This is a genomic window from Maricaulis virginensis (assembly GCF_027922185.1).
Taxonomy (GTDB): domain Bacteria; phylum Pseudomonadota; class Alphaproteobacteria; order Caulobacterales; family Maricaulaceae; genus Maricaulis; species Maricaulis virginensis.
Genome location: NZ_BSFE01000001.1, coordinates 449707 through 463793, shown reverse-complemented (window position 1 = coordinate 463793; position 14087 = coordinate 449707). Strand labels below are relative to the sequence as shown.

Annotated in this window: 16 protein-coding genes; all 16 read right to left on the bottom strand. The window is 62.3% G+C overall.

Annotated features, from left to right (window positions below):
* Window positions 1-25: 25 nt before the first annotated feature.
* Complete coding sequence (gene rpsQ, locus PKE71_RS02205; RefSeq protein WP_271185315.1) at window positions 26-262, bottom strand: 30S ribosomal protein S17; 237 nt, start codon at window positions 260-262, stop codon at window positions 26-28.
* A gap of 3 nt (window positions 263-265) precedes the next feature.
* Window positions 266-487: a 50S ribosomal protein L29 gene (gene rpmC, locus PKE71_RS02200; RefSeq protein ID WP_271185314.1), complete on the bottom strand. Its 222-nt coding sequence runs from the start codon at window positions 485-487 to the stop codon at window positions 266-268.
* Window positions 488-498: 11 nt separating this feature from the next.
* Entirely contained in the window at window positions 499-912 is a 414-nt protein-coding gene (gene rplP / locus PKE71_RS02195) for a 50S ribosomal protein L16 (protein ID WP_271185313.1), read from the bottom strand.
* Between the two features lie 11 nt (window positions 913-923).
* Window positions 924-1628 (bottom strand): 30S ribosomal protein S3, encoded by a 705-nt coding sequence (rpsC, locus tag PKE71_RS02190; RefSeq protein WP_271185312.1) that lies wholly within the window; start codon window positions 1626-1628, stop codon window positions 924-926.
* Window positions 1628-2008: a 50S ribosomal protein L22 gene (gene rplV, locus PKE71_RS02185; protein ID WP_271185311.1), complete on the bottom strand. Its 381-nt coding sequence runs from the start codon at window positions 2006-2008 to the stop codon at window positions 1628-1630. Before rplV ends, rpsC begins: the two co-directional genes overlap by 1 nt.
* Window positions 2009-2011: 3 nt before the next feature.
* Window positions 2012-2290, bottom strand: coding sequence for a 30S ribosomal protein S19 (rpsS, locus tag PKE71_RS02180; RefSeq protein WP_271185310.1), 279 nt, complete (start codon window positions 2288-2290; stop codon window positions 2012-2014).
* A 10-nt stretch (window positions 2291-2300) separates the two neighbouring features.
* Window positions 2301-3137, bottom strand: coding sequence for a 50S ribosomal protein L2 (gene rplB / locus PKE71_RS02175; protein WP_271185309.1), 837 nt, complete (start codon window positions 3135-3137; stop codon window positions 2301-2303).
* A 1-nt stretch (window position 3138) separates the two neighbouring features.
* Complete coding sequence (locus tag PKE71_RS02170; RefSeq protein WP_271185308.1) at window positions 3139-3435, bottom strand: 50S ribosomal protein L23; 297 nt, start codon at window positions 3433-3435, stop codon at window positions 3139-3141.
* A gap of 1 nt (window position 3436) precedes the next feature.
* On the bottom strand, window positions 3437-4072 hold the full coding sequence (gene rplD, locus PKE71_RS02165) for a 50S ribosomal protein L4 (RefSeq protein WP_271185307.1): 636 nt from the start codon (window positions 4070-4072) through the stop codon (window positions 3437-3439).
* Complete coding sequence (gene rplC / locus PKE71_RS02160) at window positions 4069-4881, bottom strand: 50S ribosomal protein L3 (RefSeq protein ID WP_348506349.1); 813 nt, start codon at window positions 4879-4881, stop codon at window positions 4069-4071. The genes rplD and rplC overlap by 4 nt, the downstream gene beginning before the upstream one ends.
* A 4-nt stretch (window positions 4882-4885) precedes the next feature.
* On the bottom strand, window positions 4886-5200 hold the full coding sequence (rpsJ, locus tag PKE71_RS02155) for a 30S ribosomal protein S10 (protein WP_011643734.1): 315 nt from the start codon (window positions 5198-5200) through the stop codon (window positions 4886-4888).
* 81 nt (window positions 5201-5281) lie between these two features.
* Window positions 5282-6472, bottom strand: a complete 1191-nt coding sequence (tuf, locus tag PKE71_RS02150) for an elongation factor Tu (RefSeq protein ID WP_271185291.1) — start codon at window positions 6470-6472, stop codon at window positions 5282-5284.
* A gap of 52 nt (window positions 6473-6524) precedes the next feature.
* Window positions 6525-8600: an elongation factor G gene (gene fusA, locus PKE71_RS02145; protein WP_271185306.1), complete on the bottom strand. Its 2076-nt coding sequence runs from the start codon at window positions 8598-8600 to the stop codon at window positions 6525-6527.
* 39 nt (window positions 8601-8639) lie between these two features.
* The gene (gene rpsG, locus PKE71_RS02140) at window positions 8640-9110 is read right to left on the bottom strand and encodes a 30S ribosomal protein S7 (protein WP_271185305.1); all 471 of its coding nucleotides are present in this window, start codon (window positions 9108-9110) and stop codon (window positions 8640-8642) included.
* Window positions 9111-9121: 11 nt separating this feature from the next.
* Window positions 9122-9493, bottom strand: coding sequence for a 30S ribosomal protein S12 (gene rpsL / locus PKE71_RS02135; protein ID WP_011643738.1), 372 nt, complete (start codon window positions 9491-9493; stop codon window positions 9122-9124).
* Window positions 9494-9821: 328 nt separating this feature from the next.
* The gene (gene rpoC / locus PKE71_RS02130) at window positions 9822-14036 is read right to left on the bottom strand and encodes a DNA-directed RNA polymerase subunit beta' (RefSeq protein WP_271185304.1); all 4215 of its coding nucleotides are present in this window, start codon (window positions 14034-14036) and stop codon (window positions 9822-9824) included.
* Between the last annotated feature and the right edge of the window lie 51 nt (window positions 14037-14087).

Sequence of the window (14087 nt, the reverse complement as noted above, 5' to 3'; positions counted from 1 at the left end):
TAGGAAAGGGTCTCGGCCTGCGGGCTTACGCCTGCGCCGGGACAACCTCCCACCGCTTCAGTTTCGACTTGGGTGCACATTCCTGGATCTGGACCTGGTCACCCACTTTGAACGCATTGGCTTCGTCATGCGCGTGATAACGCTTGGTGCGACGAACCGTCTTGCGGAGCAGCGGGTGGAGGAAGGTCCGTTCCACACGCACGACCACGGTCTTGGCACCTTTGTCACTCACCACGACGCCTTGCAGGATACGCTTAGGCATCGCTTAGCTCCCTTGCTCTTGCTGCGACTTGCGCTCGCTCTGAACGGTCTGGATGCGCGCGATGTCGCGGCGCACCTTGCCGTAGCGAGCGGTGTTTTCCAGCTGGCCGGCGGCCTGCTGGAAACGCAGGTTGAATTGCTCTTTCTTGCGCTTCAGGAGTTCGTCCTGGAGCTGGTCGTCCGTCATGGCGCGAACGTCGACGGCCTTGAGTTCTTTATCGCTCATTGCCCGATCTCCTACTCGCCCAACCGGGCGACGATCTTGGTCTTGATCGGCAGCTTCGCGGCGCCGAGTGCCAGGGCCTCACGTGCGACGCTCTCCGGAACACCGTCGATCTCGAACATGATGCGGCCAGGCTTGACCTTGCACGCCCAGAATTCGGGCGAGCCTTTACCTTTACCCATCCGGACTTCGGTCGGCTTCTTGGAAACCGGCACATCCGGGAAGATGCGGATCCACACGCGACCGGCACGCTTCATGTGACGGGTGATGGCCCGGCGCGTGGCTTCGATCTGGCGTGCGGTGACGCGTTCCGGCTGCAGCGCCTTGAGGCCGTAGGAGCCGAAGTTCAGCGTATAGCCACCCTTCGCAGCACCCTTGATGCGGCCTTTGTGCGCCTTGCGGAATTTTGTGCGTTTCGGTTGCAGCATGGCTGATATCCTTACGCGGCTTGACGGCCCGAACGGGCACGTTGCTCACCCGACTCCTGGAGACGACGCTCCTGGGCCATCGGGTCGTGATCCATGATCTCGCCTTTGTAGATCCAGACCTTGATGCCGATGATGCCCATCGCGGTCTTGGCTTCGGCGGTTCCGTAGTCGATGTCGGCGCGCAGCGTGTGGAGCGGCACAGAGCCTTCCTGGTACTGCTCGGAGCGCGCAATCTCGGCGCCGCCGAGACGGCCGCCGCAGACGATCTTGCAGCCTTTGGCACCCATGCGCATCGCCGACTGCATCGAACGCTTCATCGCACGGCGGAAAGCCACGCGGCGCTCGAGCTGCTGGGCGATGGACTCGGCCACCAGATTGGCGTCGATCTCGGGCTTGCGCACTTCGACCAGGTTCAGGAAAACCTCGCCGTCGACCATCTTCGACAGCTCCTTGCGGAGCGTCTCGATGTCCGAACCCTTCTTGCCGATCACCACACCCGGACGGGCCGTGTGAATGGTGACGCGGCACTTCTTGTGCGGGCGCTCGATCACGATCTTCGACACGCTGGCATTCTTCAGGCGCGCCTTCAGCATCTTGCGGATCTTCAGATCCTCATGAAGCAGCTTGGCGTACTCGCCCGCGCCGGCGTACCAGCGGGATTCCCAGGTGCGGTTGACGCCGAGGCGCAGACCGATCGGATTGATTTTCTGACCCATCAGGCGGCCTCCTCGACTTCGCGCACCACGATGGTGAGCTCGGAAAACGGCTTCAGGATCTTCGCGCCGCGACCGCGGGCGCGCGCCTTGTACCGCTTCATGACCAGGTTCTTGCCGACATAGGCTTCCGACACGACAAGGCTGTCGATGTCGAGACCGTGATTGTTCTCGGCATTGGCAATCGCGGACTCGAGGGTCTTGCGAACCTCCTTGGCGATGCGCTTGCGCGAAAACTCGAGATCCGCCAGCGCACGCTCGACCTTCTTGCCGCGGATCATCGCGGCAACCAGGTTGAGCTTCTGCGGGCTGGTGCGGATCATCCGCAGCTTGGCGCGCGCTTCGTTGTCAGCGACGCGACGGGGATTGGCAGACTGTCCCATCGCTTATCTCCGCTTCGCTTTCTTGTCCGCCGCGTGACCGTAATAGGTCCGGGACGGAGCGAATTCGCCGAGCTTGTGGCCGACCATGTCTTCGGTCACGAGCACCGGCACGAACTTGTTGCCGTTGTGGACCTGGAAGGTCAGACCCACGAATTGCGGCATGATGGTAGAACGGCGCGACCAGGTCTTGATCGCTTGCTTGCGGCCGCCCTCGTGCGACTTTTCCGCTTTTTTCAGCAGATAGCCGTCGACGAACGGACCTTTCCAGACAGAACGAGGCATCGTCGGCTCCCTATCGCTTCTTGCGCTCGTGGCGCGAGCGGATGATGAACTTGTCCGTAGACTTGTTCTTGCGCGTCTTCGCACCCTTGGTCGGCTTGCCCCACGGGGTCACCGGGTGACGGCCGCCCGAGGTCCGGCCTTCACCACCGCCGTGCGGGTGGTCGACCGGGTTCATCACCACGCCGCGAACGGACGGGCGACGACCCAGGTGGCGATTGCGGCCGGCCTTGCCGAGATTGATGTTCAGGTGGTCCGGGTTCGACACCGCACCGACCGTCGCCATGCAGCTGTCCGGAACCATGCGCAGCTCGCCGGAAGACAGGCGGATCTGGGCATAGCCGGCATCACGGCCGACGAGCTGGACATACGCACCGGCGGAACGGGCGATCTGACCACCCTTCTCCGGCTTCATCTCGACATTGTGCAGGATCGTACCGACCGGCACAGCCTTCAGCGGCATGGCATTGCCCGGCTTCACGTCGCACTTGGCGGATGCGATGACAACATCGCCTTCCGACAGGCGCTGCGGCGCCAGGATGTATGCCTTCTCGCCGTCCTCATACTGGATGAGGGCGATGAAAGCCGTCCGGTTCGGATCGTATTCCAGACGCTCGACGGTCGCGGGAACGTCCCACTTGCGGCGCTTGAAATCGATCACACGGTACAGGCGCTTCGCGCCACCGCCACGACGGCGGGCCGTGATGCGACCGGTATTGTTGCGGCCACCCTTTTTGGTGAGGCCTTCAACCAGCGTCTTTTCCGGACGGCCCTTGTGCAGCGCGGAGCGATCCACGAGCACGAGGGCGCGGCGGCCCGGAGAAGTCGGTTTGAATGTTTTCAAAGCCATCTTACAGACCCGTCGTCACGTCGATCGAGTGACCCTCTGCGAGAGTCACGACCGCTTTCTTCTGGTCATTGCGCTTGCCGTGAATGCCACGGAAACGCTTGGTCTTGCCGTGAACCTTGATCGTGTTCACCGCTGTCACCTTCACCTTGAAGAGTTGTTCGACCGCTTCCGCGATCTCCTTCTTGTTGGCGCTCAGCGGGACGAAGAAGACAACCTTGCCGTCTTCCGACAGCAGGGTGGACTTTTCCGTGATCACCGGTCCCAGGATCGTATCGTAATGGCGCGCAGCAGCCGTCATCTTAAGCCTCCTTCGCGCTCAGGCGTTCGTGGATCTTCTCCACGGCGGCCTTCGTCAGCACCAGGGTGTCGCGACGCAGCACGTCATAGACGTTCAGGCCCTGAGCGGGCAGCACGTCGATGAGCGGCAGGTTGCGAGCCGCCTTGGCGAAGTTCTCGTCGACCTGCTCACCGGAGATGAACAGTGCGTTCGAAATGCCCAGGCCTTCGAGCGAAGCGCGCAGGTCCTTCGTCTTCGGCTCGGTCAGGACGGCATCATCCAGGATGATGAGCGCCTTGGAACCGGCCTTGGAGGACAGGGCGTGACGCAGACCCAGCGCACGGACCTTCTTGGGAAGGTCGTGAGCGTGCGAGCGAACCCGCGGGCCGTGTGCCTTGCCGCCGCCGACGAAGATCGGAGCCGAACGGGCGCCGTGACGTGCACCGCCACCGCCCTTCTGCCGGCCGAACTTCTTCTTCGTGCGAGCGATTTCCGAGCGGCCGAGCGTCTTGTGCGTGCCCTGCTGGCGTGCAGCCAGCTGCCACTTCACAACGCGCTGCAGGAGGTCGGAGCGCACCTCTTCGATGCCGAAGACGGCATCGTCGAGATCGATAGCACCGGCGTCCTTCGCCGCGAGGGTTTTTACCTCGATCTTCATGCTTGCGTTCCTTCTTCACCTTCGGCGGCCGTGTCCGTCGCTGCCGCTTCGGCTTCCGCCGGCGCAGCGTCGTTCTCGACAGCCGGCGCTGCTTCAGCAGCCGGCGCGTTCATTTCGTCCAGCGTCCGGAACTTGCCCGGCAGCGGGAGTTCCATGTCGCCATAGCCCTTGATGGCATCGCGCAGCTCGACCCAGCCGCCGGCCGATCCCGGCACCGCACCCTTGACCAGGATGAGGCCGCGATCCGCATCGACGCGGACAACTTCGATATTCTGCGTGGTCACGCGGGTCGCACCCATGTGACCGGCCATCTTCTTGCCCTTGAACACCTTGCCCGGGTCCTGGCACTGGCCGGTGGAACCATGGGAGCGGTGCGAGATCGACACGCCGTGCGAGGCGCGCAGGCCGCCGAAATTGTGCCGCTTCATGGCACCGGCAAAACCCTTACCGATCGAAATGCCGGCAACGTCGACCTTCTGGCCCGGAACAAAGTGATCGGCCGTCAGCTCGGCGCCGACTTCGATCAGGGCGTCCTCGGCAACGCGGAACTCGACCAGCTTGCGCTTCGGAGCCACATTGGCCTTGGCGAAGTGACCGCGCAGCGCCTTCGGCGTCCGCTTGGCCTTGGCTTCGCCGGCACCCAGCTGCAGAGCGACATAGCCGTCACGGTCAGCGGTCTTGTGAGACACGACCTGGACGCCATCCAGCTGCAGCACGGTGCAAGGCACGTGCACGCCGTCATCGGCGAAAATACGCGTCATGCCCAGCTTGCGGGCGATCACGCCGGTTCTACGATCTTCCTGGCGCATAACCCTACGCTCCCAGCTTGATCTCGACGTCCACGCCGGCCGACAGGTCGAGCTTCATCAGCGCGTCAACTGTCTGCGGGGTGGGGTCAACAATGTCGAGAAGGCGCTTGTGAGTCCGGATTTCGAACTGTTCGCGCGACTTCTTGTCGATGTGCGGCGAGCGCAACACCGTGAACTTCTCTATGCGCGTCGGCAGCGGAATCGGGCCGCGAACGTTCGCGCCGGTGCGCTTGGCGGTGGAGACAATCTCCCGGGTGGAGTTATCCAGAACCCGGTGATCGAACGCCTTCAGGCGAATGCGGATGTTTTGACGTTCCATCAAACCGATCCCGTTTCTAAACTTTCAAAAAGAGCAATGAGCGGGGCGGCACACACGGCACCGCCCTGCCCGGATTTCTTGTTACTCGACGATCTTGGAGACGACGCCTGCGCCGACGGTACGGCCGCCTTCACGGATAGCGAAGCGCAGCTTCTCTTCCATGGCGATCGGCGTGATCAGCTCGACATTCATTTCCACATTGTCGCCCGGCATCACCATCTCGGTGCCTTCCTTCAGCGTCACGACGCCGGTCACGTCGGTCGTGCGGAAGTAGAATTGCGGACGGTAGTTCGTGAAGAACGGCGTGTGACGGCCACCCTCTTCCTTCGTCAGGATGTAGGCTTCGGCCACGAACTTCGAGTGCGGCTTGATCGAACCCGGCTTGCACAGAACCTGACCGCGCTCAACGCCTTCACGGTCGATACCGCGCAGCAGAACGCCGACATTGTCGCCGGCCTGGCCCTGGTCCAGCAGCTTGCGGAACATCTCCACGCCCGTGCACGTCGTCTTCTGCGTGTCACGGATGCCGACGATCTCGATTTCCTCGCCGACCTTCACAACACCGCGCTCGACACGCCCCGTCACAACCGTACCCCGGCCCGAGATCGAGAACACGTCCTCGATCGGCATCAGGAAGGGCTGGTCAATCGGACGGTCCGGCGTCGGGATGTATTCGTCCACAGCCGCCATCAGCTCGAGGATCTTCTCCTTGCCGATGTTCTCGTCACGGCCTTCAACAGCCGCCAGAGCCGAACCCGCAACGATCGGAATATCGTCGCCCGGGAAGTCGTAGGACGACAGAAGTTCGCGAACTTCCATCTCCACCAGCTCCAGGAGCTCCTCGTCGTCGACCTGGTCAACCTTGTTCAGGAACACAACCAGAGCCGGAACGCCAACCTGGCGCGCCAGAAGAATGTGCTCGCGCGTCTGCGGCATCGGGCCGTCGGCCGCGTTCACAACCAGGATCGCGCCGTCCATCTGCGCTGCACCCGTGATCATGTTCTTCACATAGTCGGCGTGACCCGGGCAATCCACGTGCGCATAGTGACGGTTCGCCGTCTCGTACTCGACGTGGGCCGTCGAGATCGTGATGCCGCGCGCCTTCTCTTCCGGCGCAGCGTCAATCTCGTCATACTTCTTCGCCGTGCCGCCGCCCTGCTCGGCCAGCACCATCGTGATCGCTGCCGTCAGCGTCGTCTTGCCGTGGTCAACGTGACCAATCGTGCCAATGTTCGCGTGCGGCTTAGTGCGCTCAAACTTTTCCTTCGCCATCGATCTCGCTCCGAAATCTCGTATTCGTTTCTACAGTGACCAGAGGTTCGCCTTAGGCGGACTTGGCAATGACTTCTTGTTCGACCGCCTTCGGCACAGGCTCGTAGTGGTCGAATTGCATGGTGAACTGGGCCCGGCCCTGAGTGGCCGAACGCAGGTTGTTGACGTAACCGAACATGTTCGCCAGCGGCACCATCGCATTCACGACGGTGGCGTTGCCGCGCATTTCCTGCCCGGCGATCTGGCCGCGGCGGGAGTTCAGGTCACCGATCACCGAACCGGTGTACTCGTCCGGCGTCACGACCTCGACCTTCATGATCGGCTCGAGCAGCTTCGGCGCGCAGTGGTGCTTCGCTTCACGGAAGGCCGCACGGCCGGCGATTTCGAAGGCCAGGACGCTGGAGTCCACGTCGTGATAGGCACCGTCGATCAGGGTCGCCTTGACGTCGATGACCGGGAAGCCGGCCAGCAGACCGTTTTCCATCACCGAATTCAGGCCCTTCTCGACGCCCGGAATGTATTCCTTCGGCACCGAACCGCCGACGATCTTGGATTCGAAGACGAAGCCCGAACCCGGCTCGCCCGGCTCGAATTCGATCTTCACGCGGGCAAACTGACCGGAACCGCCGGACTGCTTCTTGTGCGTGTAATCGACCGTACCGGCCTGACCGAGCGATTCACGGTAGGCCACCTGCGGCGCACCGATATTCGCTTCGACCTTGAATTCGCGCTTCATGCGATCGACCAGGATGTCGAGGTGAAGCTCGCCCATGCCCGCGATGATGGTCTGACCGGACTCTTCGTCGGTCTTCATGCGGAAGGACGGATCCTCGGCGGCCAGACGCTGCAGCGCGATGCCGAGCTTTTCCTGGTCACCCTTCGATTTCGGCTCGATCGCGAGCTCGATCACCGGATCCGGGAATTCCATACGCTCCAGGATGACCGGGCTGGACGGATCGCAGAGCGTGTCGCCCGTCGTGGTGTCCTTGAGGCCCGCAATGGCGACGATGTCGCCGGCGAAGGCTTCCTTGATGTCTTCGCGCGAGTTCGAGTGCATCAGCAGCATACGGCCGATACGCTCTTTCTTTTCCTTCACCGTGTTGAGCAGGGACACGCCCGTCTCGAGGTGACCGGAATAGATGCGCGCGAAGGTCAGCGAGCCGACGAACGGGTCGTTCATGATCTTGAAGGCCAGCAGCGACACCGGCTCGGAGTCCGAGGCCTTGCGCTTGGTGGGCTCGCCCGACTTGACGTCGATGCCCTTGATGGCCGCGATATCGATCGGGCTCGGCAGGTAATCGACAACGGCGTCGAGCAGCGGCTGGACACCCTTGTTCTTGAACGCCGTGCCGCACAGGACCGGGTTGAAGGCCAGAGCGATACAGCCCTTGCGGATCAGCGCCTTGAGCTGCTCTTCAGTCGGCTCTTCGCCTTCCAGATAGGCTTCCATCGCGGCTTCGTCCTGCTCGACAGCAGCCTCGACCAGCTTTTCGCGGTACTCGGCAGCCTTGTCGGCAAGCTCGGCGCGGATTTCGCGCTCGTCCCAGGTGGCGCCAAGGTTTTCACCGTGCCACACTAGTTCCTTCATCTTGATGAGGTCGATGACGCCTTCGAAATCGCTTTCCGAGCCGATCGGCAGCTGCGTGCACAGCGGCGTGGAGCCCAGACGCTCCTCGATCATCTCGACACAGCGGTAGAAGTCGGCGCCCAGCTTGTCCATCTTGTTGATGAACACCATGCGCGGCACTTCATACTTGTCGGCCTGACGCCAGACCGTTTCGGTCTGCGGCTCGACGCCGGCATTGGCGTCCAGACAGCACACGGCACCGTCGAGCACGCGCAGCGAACGCTCGACTTCGATCGTGAAGTCGACGTGTCCGGGCGTGTCGATGATGTTCAGGCGCTTGTCCTTCCAGAAACAGGTCGTCGCAGCCGAGGTGATCGTGATGCCACGCTCCTGCTCCTGCTCCATCCAGTCCATGGTGGCGGCACCATCGTGCACTTCACCAATCTTGTGGGACTTGCCGGTGTAATAGAGGATCCGCTCGGTCGTCGTCGTCTTGCCGGCATCGATGTGCGCCATGATGCCGAAGTTGCGGTAGTCCTCGATTTTGTAGTCGCGGGCCATTTCAAAGGGTCCTTGGTACGGGTCAGTGCCTGTGGATCGTTACCAGCGGTAGTGCGAGAAGGCACGGTTGGCTTCCGCCATCCGGTGCGTGTCTTCGCGCTTCTTGACGGCGGTACCGCGATTGGCGGCAGCATCCATCAGCTCGGCTGCGAGACGCTCACGCATCGTGTTCTCGTTGCGGCCGCGCGCAGCGCCGGTCAGCCAGCGGATCGCAAGAGCCTTCTTGCGGTCGGCGCGGACCTCGACCGGAACCTGGTAGGTCGCACCACCGACACGGCGGGAACGGACCTCGACCTCCGGAGCCACATTGTCCATGGCGTCGTGGAAGACACGGATCGGCTCGCGCTTCAGCTTGTCCTCGACGATATCGAGGGCGCCATAGACGATACGCTCGGCGACCGACTTCTTGCCGTCGAGCATGATGTAATTCATGAACTTCGTGAGATCGCGATCTCCGAACTTCGGGTCCGGATGGATTTCGCGTTTCTCTGCGCGGTGACGACGCGACATGGACGTCTCCCTTACTTAGGACGCTTGGCGCCGTACTTGGAACGGCGTTGCTTGCGGTCCTTGACGCCCTGGGTATCCAGAACGCCGCGAAGAATGTGATAGCGGACACCCGGAAGGTCCTTCACGCGGCCACCGCGGATAAGAACGACGGAGTGTTCCTGAAGATTGTGCCCCTCACCCGGAATGTAGCTCACAACTTCGTGCCCGTTCGTCAGACGCACTTTGGCGACTTTACGCAGGGCCGAGTTCGGCTTCTTCGGGGTCGTGGTGTAGACACGCGTGCAGACGCCACGGCGCTGCGGGCAAGCCTGAAGGGCCGGCACCTTGTTGCGCTTCGGCTTGTCTTTCCGCGGCTTGCGAATGAGCTGGTTGATTGTCGGCATCCCGCTCTAATCCGTTCCTAATCTCAAAGACCACGCCCCTCAGCACCGGAATGGAACTGATGGACGCAAATGACGACACCGACGTTCGAGCGCGAGGCCCGCACGGCGGCATCTGGGGTTTTTCCGTTACCGTGGATGACGTCTAACCGCTTGGGTTACGGCTCATCCTCAAAACGAGCGCGGAAACTACGCATGCGACTCGGTTCCGTCAAGCGCTTGTTCAGACATTTTCAGAGGCTTGCACGGTAAACGCTGCAATCATGAAAAAGGCCGCCGGTCACCCGGCGGCCTTTTGCCTGTTTAGATTGGGCTTTCGGGCCCGAAACGCCTAGTCGGCCTTGCCTTCGGACGCCATTTCTTCGGCAGCTGCCTCGGCGATTTCCGCCGGCAGACCTTCCGCTTCCACGGCTGTCGCCCGCTCGGCGAGCATCTCGGCATCGAGATCGTCGGCCAGCGCCTGGTACTGACGCATCATCGCGCCGGTACCGGCCGGGATGAGTCGGCCCACGATGACGTTCTCCTTGAGGCCCTCGAGCATGTCTTCCTTGCCCTGCACGGCGGCCTCGGTGAGGACGCGTGTGGTCTCCTGGAAGGAGGCCGCAGAGATGAAGGAGCGCGTCTGCAGGGAAGCCTTGGTGATACCCAGCAGGACCGGCTCGCCTGTTGCCGGGCGCTTGCCCTCGGCTTCGAGCTTCTCATTGGTCTCCAGGAACTCGATCTTGTCGACCTGTTCGGCTGCCAGGAAGCTGCTCTCGCCCGGATCCTTGACCTCGATCTTCTGCAGCATCTGGCGAACGATCACTTCGATATGCTTGTCGTTGATCGGCACACCCTGCAGTCGATACACTTCCTGGATCTCGTTGATCAGGTAGTTGGCCAGGGACGGCACGCCGAGGATCGCCAGAATGTCGTGCGGCGCCGGGTGACCGTCGAGCAGATATTCGCCTTTCTGGATATAGTCGCCTTCCTGGACCGTCAGGTGCTTGCCCTTGGGCACCAGGTACTCGACCTTCTCCATGTTCTCGTCATCCGGCACGATGGCGATGCGGCGCTTGTTCTTGTAGTCGCGGCCGAACTCGACGCGGCCGGTGATCTCGGCGATCACGGCGTGGTCTTTCGGACGGCGGGCCTCGAACAGCTCGGCAACGCGCGGCAGACCACCGGTAATGTCCCGGGTCTTGGCGCCTTCGGTCGGGATACGGGCAACGATATCACCCGGACGCACCGTATCACCGGAGCTGACCGAGAGAATGGCGCCCACGGCGAGCATGTAGCTGGCGGTGGAACCGGACGCGAGCTTGATGGGATCGCCGTTCTCGTCCTGGATGACGATGGTCGGCTGGATCGCCGAGGCCTTGGCCCCGCCGCGCCAGTCGATCACCACCTTGGAGGCGATACCCGTCGCTTCGTCGGTCTCTTCCTTAACGGATACGCCGTCGATGATGTCGACGAACTTCACCGTGCCGCCGACTTCCGACACGATCGGAGCGGTATACGGGTCCCATTCGGCCAGACGCATGCCGCGTTCCGACTTGTCGCCCTCCTTGACCTTCAGCTTGGTGCCGTAGCCCAGCTTGTAGCTTTCGCGTTCCTTGCCGTCCTTGTCGACAATCGCCACCTGCATGTTGCGGCTCATCACGATCAGATCGCCATCGGCATTGGTCACCGTGGACGGGTTCTTGAAGGTGATCTTGCCTTCATGCGCAGCTTCGATGAAGGACTGCTCGGACACCTGGGCCGTACCGCCGATGTGGAAGGTCCGCATCGTCAGCTGGGTCCCCGGTTCGCCGATCGACTGGGCCGCGATAACGCCGACCGCCTCGCCGATATTGACGCGCGTACCGCGCGCCAGGTCACGGCCGTAGCAGGTGGCGCAGACGCCGACGCGGGTTTCGCAGGTCAGCGGCGAGCGCGCGAACACGCTCTGGACGCCGGCAGCCTCGATCGCCGCAGCAAGGTCTTCGTCGATATAGGTGTCGGCCGGGCAGATCACTTCGCCCTCGCCATTCTTCACCTCGGCAGCGGTCGTGCGGCCCAGGATGCGCTGCTCCAGGGAGACCACCACATCACCGCCATCAACGACGGCGCCGATCTCGAAGCCTTCGGACGTGCCGCAGTCTTCTTCGGTGATGATGCAGTCCTGGGCAACGTCGACGAGACGGCGGGTCAGGTAACCCGAGTTCGCCGTCTTGAGCGCGGTGTCGGCCAGGCCCTTACGGGCACCGTGCGTCGAGTTGAAGTACTCGAGAACGGTCAGGCCTTCCTTGAAGTTCGAGATGATCGGCGTCTCGATGATCTCGCCGGACGGCTTGGCCATCAGGCCGCGCATGCCGGCCAGCTGCTTCATCTGGTTCTTCGAACCCCGGGCGCCGGAGTGGGCCATCATGTAGACCGAGTTGACCTCGGAGACCCGGCCGTCTTCGCCGATCGTGGTCTTGGAGATCTCGTCCATCATGGCGTCGGCCACGTTGTCCGTGCACTTCGCCCAGGCATCGACGACCTTGTTGTACTTCTCACCCTTGGTGATCAGGCCGTCGACATATTGCTGCTCATAGTCGGCGACGAGCGCACGGGTGGCGCCCACCAGGTCCGCCTTGGCATCCGGGATCAGCATGTCGTCCTTGCCGAAGGAGATGCCGGCCTTCGCCGCTTCCTTGAAACCCAGACCCATGATCTGGTCGCAGAAGATCACCGTCGCCTTCTGGCCGCAGTGGCGATAGACGTGGTCGATCAGGCCGCCGATCGCCTTCTTCGTCAGCAGTTCGCCGACGATTTCCGGCTGCATCTTGGCGTGCTTGGGCAAGAGGTCGATGATCATCTTCCGGCCCGGCGTGCATTCGATCACCTTCGTGATCGGCTCACCGTTCTCGTCGATGCCTTCCCAGCGCGCCTTGATCTTGGCGTGGAGCGAGACGACACCGCTTTCCAGCGCGGCTTCCATTTCCGCGCGGGACCCGAAGGCCATGCCCTCGCCCGGCTCGTTCGCATTCATGACCGACAGATAGTACAGGCCCAGAACGATATCCTGGGACGGTACGATGATCGGCTTGCCGTTGGCAGGCGAGAGGATGTTGTTGGTCGACATCATCAGCGTGCGCGCTTCCAGCTGGGCTTCCAGCGAGAGCGGCACGTGAACGGCCATCTGGTCACCGTCGAAGTCGGCGTTGAAGGCCGCGCAGACCAGCGGGTGCAGCTGGATGGCCTTGCCCTCGATCAGCTTCGGCTCAAAGGCCTGGATTCCCAGACGGTGCAGCGTCGGCGCCCGGTTCAGCATGACCGGGTGCTCGCGGATCACCTCGTCGAGCACGTCCCAGACTTCCGGACGCTCTTTCTCGACCAGCTTCTTGGATTGCTTGACCGTACCGGAAAGCCCCTTGGCGTCGAGACGCGCATAGATGAAGGGCTTGAACAGTTCGAGCGCCATCTTCTTCGGCAGGCCGCACTCGTGCAGCTTGAGGTCCGGACCGACCACGATGACCGAACGGCCGGAATAGTCGACGCGCTTGCCGAGCAGGTTCTGGCGGAAACGGCCCTGCTTGCCCTTCAGCATGTCGGACAGCGATTTCAGCGGACGCTTGTTGGCACCCGTGATGACGCGGCCGCGGCGGCCATTGTCGAACAGGGCGTCGACCGATTCCTGCAGCATCCGCTTTTCGTTACGGATGATGATGTCCGGTGCACGCAGCTCGATGAGGCGCTTCAGGCGATTGTTCCGGTTGATGACGCGGCGGTAGAGATCGTTCAGGTCCGACGTCGCGAAACGGCCGCCATCCAGCGGCACGAGCGGACGCAGTTCCGGCGGAATCACCGGAATGACCGTCATGATCATCCATTCCGGCCGATTGCCGGACGAGATGAAGTTTTCAAGCAGCTTGAGGCGCTTGGCATACTTCTTCAGCTTCAGTTCCGAGCCGGTCTCCTTCATGTCCTCACGGACCTTCGCGGCTTCCGCCTCGAGGTCCATGGCAATCAGGATTTCGCGGACGGCTTCAGCGCCGATGCCGGCGGTGAAGGCGTCTTCGCCATACTCGTCCTGCGCATCCATATACTCTTCTTCAGAGAGAAGCTGGAACGGCTGCAGCGGGGTCAGGCCGGGTTCGATAACGACATAGTTCTCGAAGTAGAGCACGCGCTCCACATCCTTCAGCGCCATGTCGAGGATCATCGCGATCCGCGACGGCAGCGACTTGAGGAACCAGATGTGGGCGACCGGTGCAGCGAGCTCGATGTGGCCCATGCGCTCGCGACGGACGCGGGCCAGGGTCACTTCAACGCCGCACTTCTCGCAGACGATGCCCTTGTACTTGATGCGCTTGTACTTGCCGCACAGGCACTCATAGTCCTTCACCGGGCCGAAAATGCGGGCGCAGAACAGGCCGTCGCGCTCCGGCTTGAAGGTCCGGTAGTTGATGGTTTCGGGCTTTTTGACCTCGCCGAAAGACCAGGAAAGGATCTTTTCCGGGCTCGCGAGGGCAATCCGGATCCGGTCGAAGGACGGGCCTTCGGCAGCCGGATTGAAGATGTTCATGACGTCGTGATTCATGTCGCCGTCTCCCAAAAGGGGCAAGCGGGACAGGGCCAGGCCTGTCCCGCG

Bases quoted from the DNA above. Each gene is read 5' to 3' on its own strand.
- rpsQ (WP_271185315.1), bottom strand. From the start codon at position 262: ATGCCTAAGCGTATCCTGCAAGGCGTCGTGGTGAGTGACAAAGGTGCC.
- rpmC (WP_271185314.1), bottom strand. From the start codon at position 487: ATGAGCGATAAAGAACTCAAGGCCGTCGACGTTCGCGCCATGACGGAC.
- rplP (WP_271185313.1), bottom strand. From the start codon at position 912: ATGCTGCAACCGAAACGCACAAAATTCCGCAAGGCGCACAAAGGCCGC.
- rpsC (WP_271185312.1), bottom strand. From the start codon at position 1,628: ATGGGTCAGAAAATCAATCCGATCGGTCTGCGCCTCGGCGTCAACCGC.
- rplV (WP_271185311.1), bottom strand. From the start codon at position 2,008: ATGGGACAGTCTGCCAATCCCCGTCGCGTCGCTGACAACGAAGCGCGC.
- rpsS (WP_271185310.1), bottom strand. From the start codon at position 2,290: ATGCCTCGTTCTGTCTGGAAAGGTCCGTTCGTCGACGGCTATCTGCTG.
- rplB (WP_271185309.1), bottom strand. From the start codon at position 3,137: ATGGCTTTGAAAACATTCAAACCGACTTCTCCGGGCCGCCGCGCCCTC.
- PKE71_RS02170 (WP_271185308.1), bottom strand. From the start codon at position 3,435: ATGACGGCTGCTGCGCGCCATTACGATACGATCCTGGGACCGGTGATC.
- rplD (WP_271185307.1), bottom strand. From the start codon at position 4,072: ATGAAGATCGAGGTAAAAACCCTCGCGGCGAAGGACGCCGGTGCTATC.
- rplC (WP_348506349.1), bottom strand. From the start codon at position 4,881: ATGCGCCAGGAAGATCGTAGAACCGGCGTGATCGCCCGCAAGCTGGGC.
- rpsJ (WP_011643734.1), bottom strand. From the start codon at position 5,200: ATGGAACGTCAAAACATCCGCATTCGCCTGAAGGCGTTCGATCACCGG.
- tuf (WP_271185291.1), bottom strand. From the start codon at position 6,472: ATGGCGAAGGAAAAGTTTGAGCGCACTAAGCCGCACGCGAACATTGGC.
- fusA (WP_271185306.1), bottom strand. From the start codon at position 8,600: ATGGCCCGCGACTACAAAATCGAGGACTACCGCAACTTCGGCATCATG.
- rpsG (WP_271185305.1), bottom strand. From the start codon at position 9,110: ATGTCGCGTCGTCACCGCGCAGAGAAACGCGAAATCCATCCGGACCCG.
- rpsL (WP_011643738.1), bottom strand. From the start codon at position 9,493: ATGCCGACAATCAACCAGCTCATTCGCAAGCCGCGGAAAGACAAGCCG.
- rpoC (WP_271185304.1), bottom strand. From the start codon at position 14,036: ATGAATCACGACGTCATGAACATCTTCAATCCGGCTGCCGAAGGCCCG.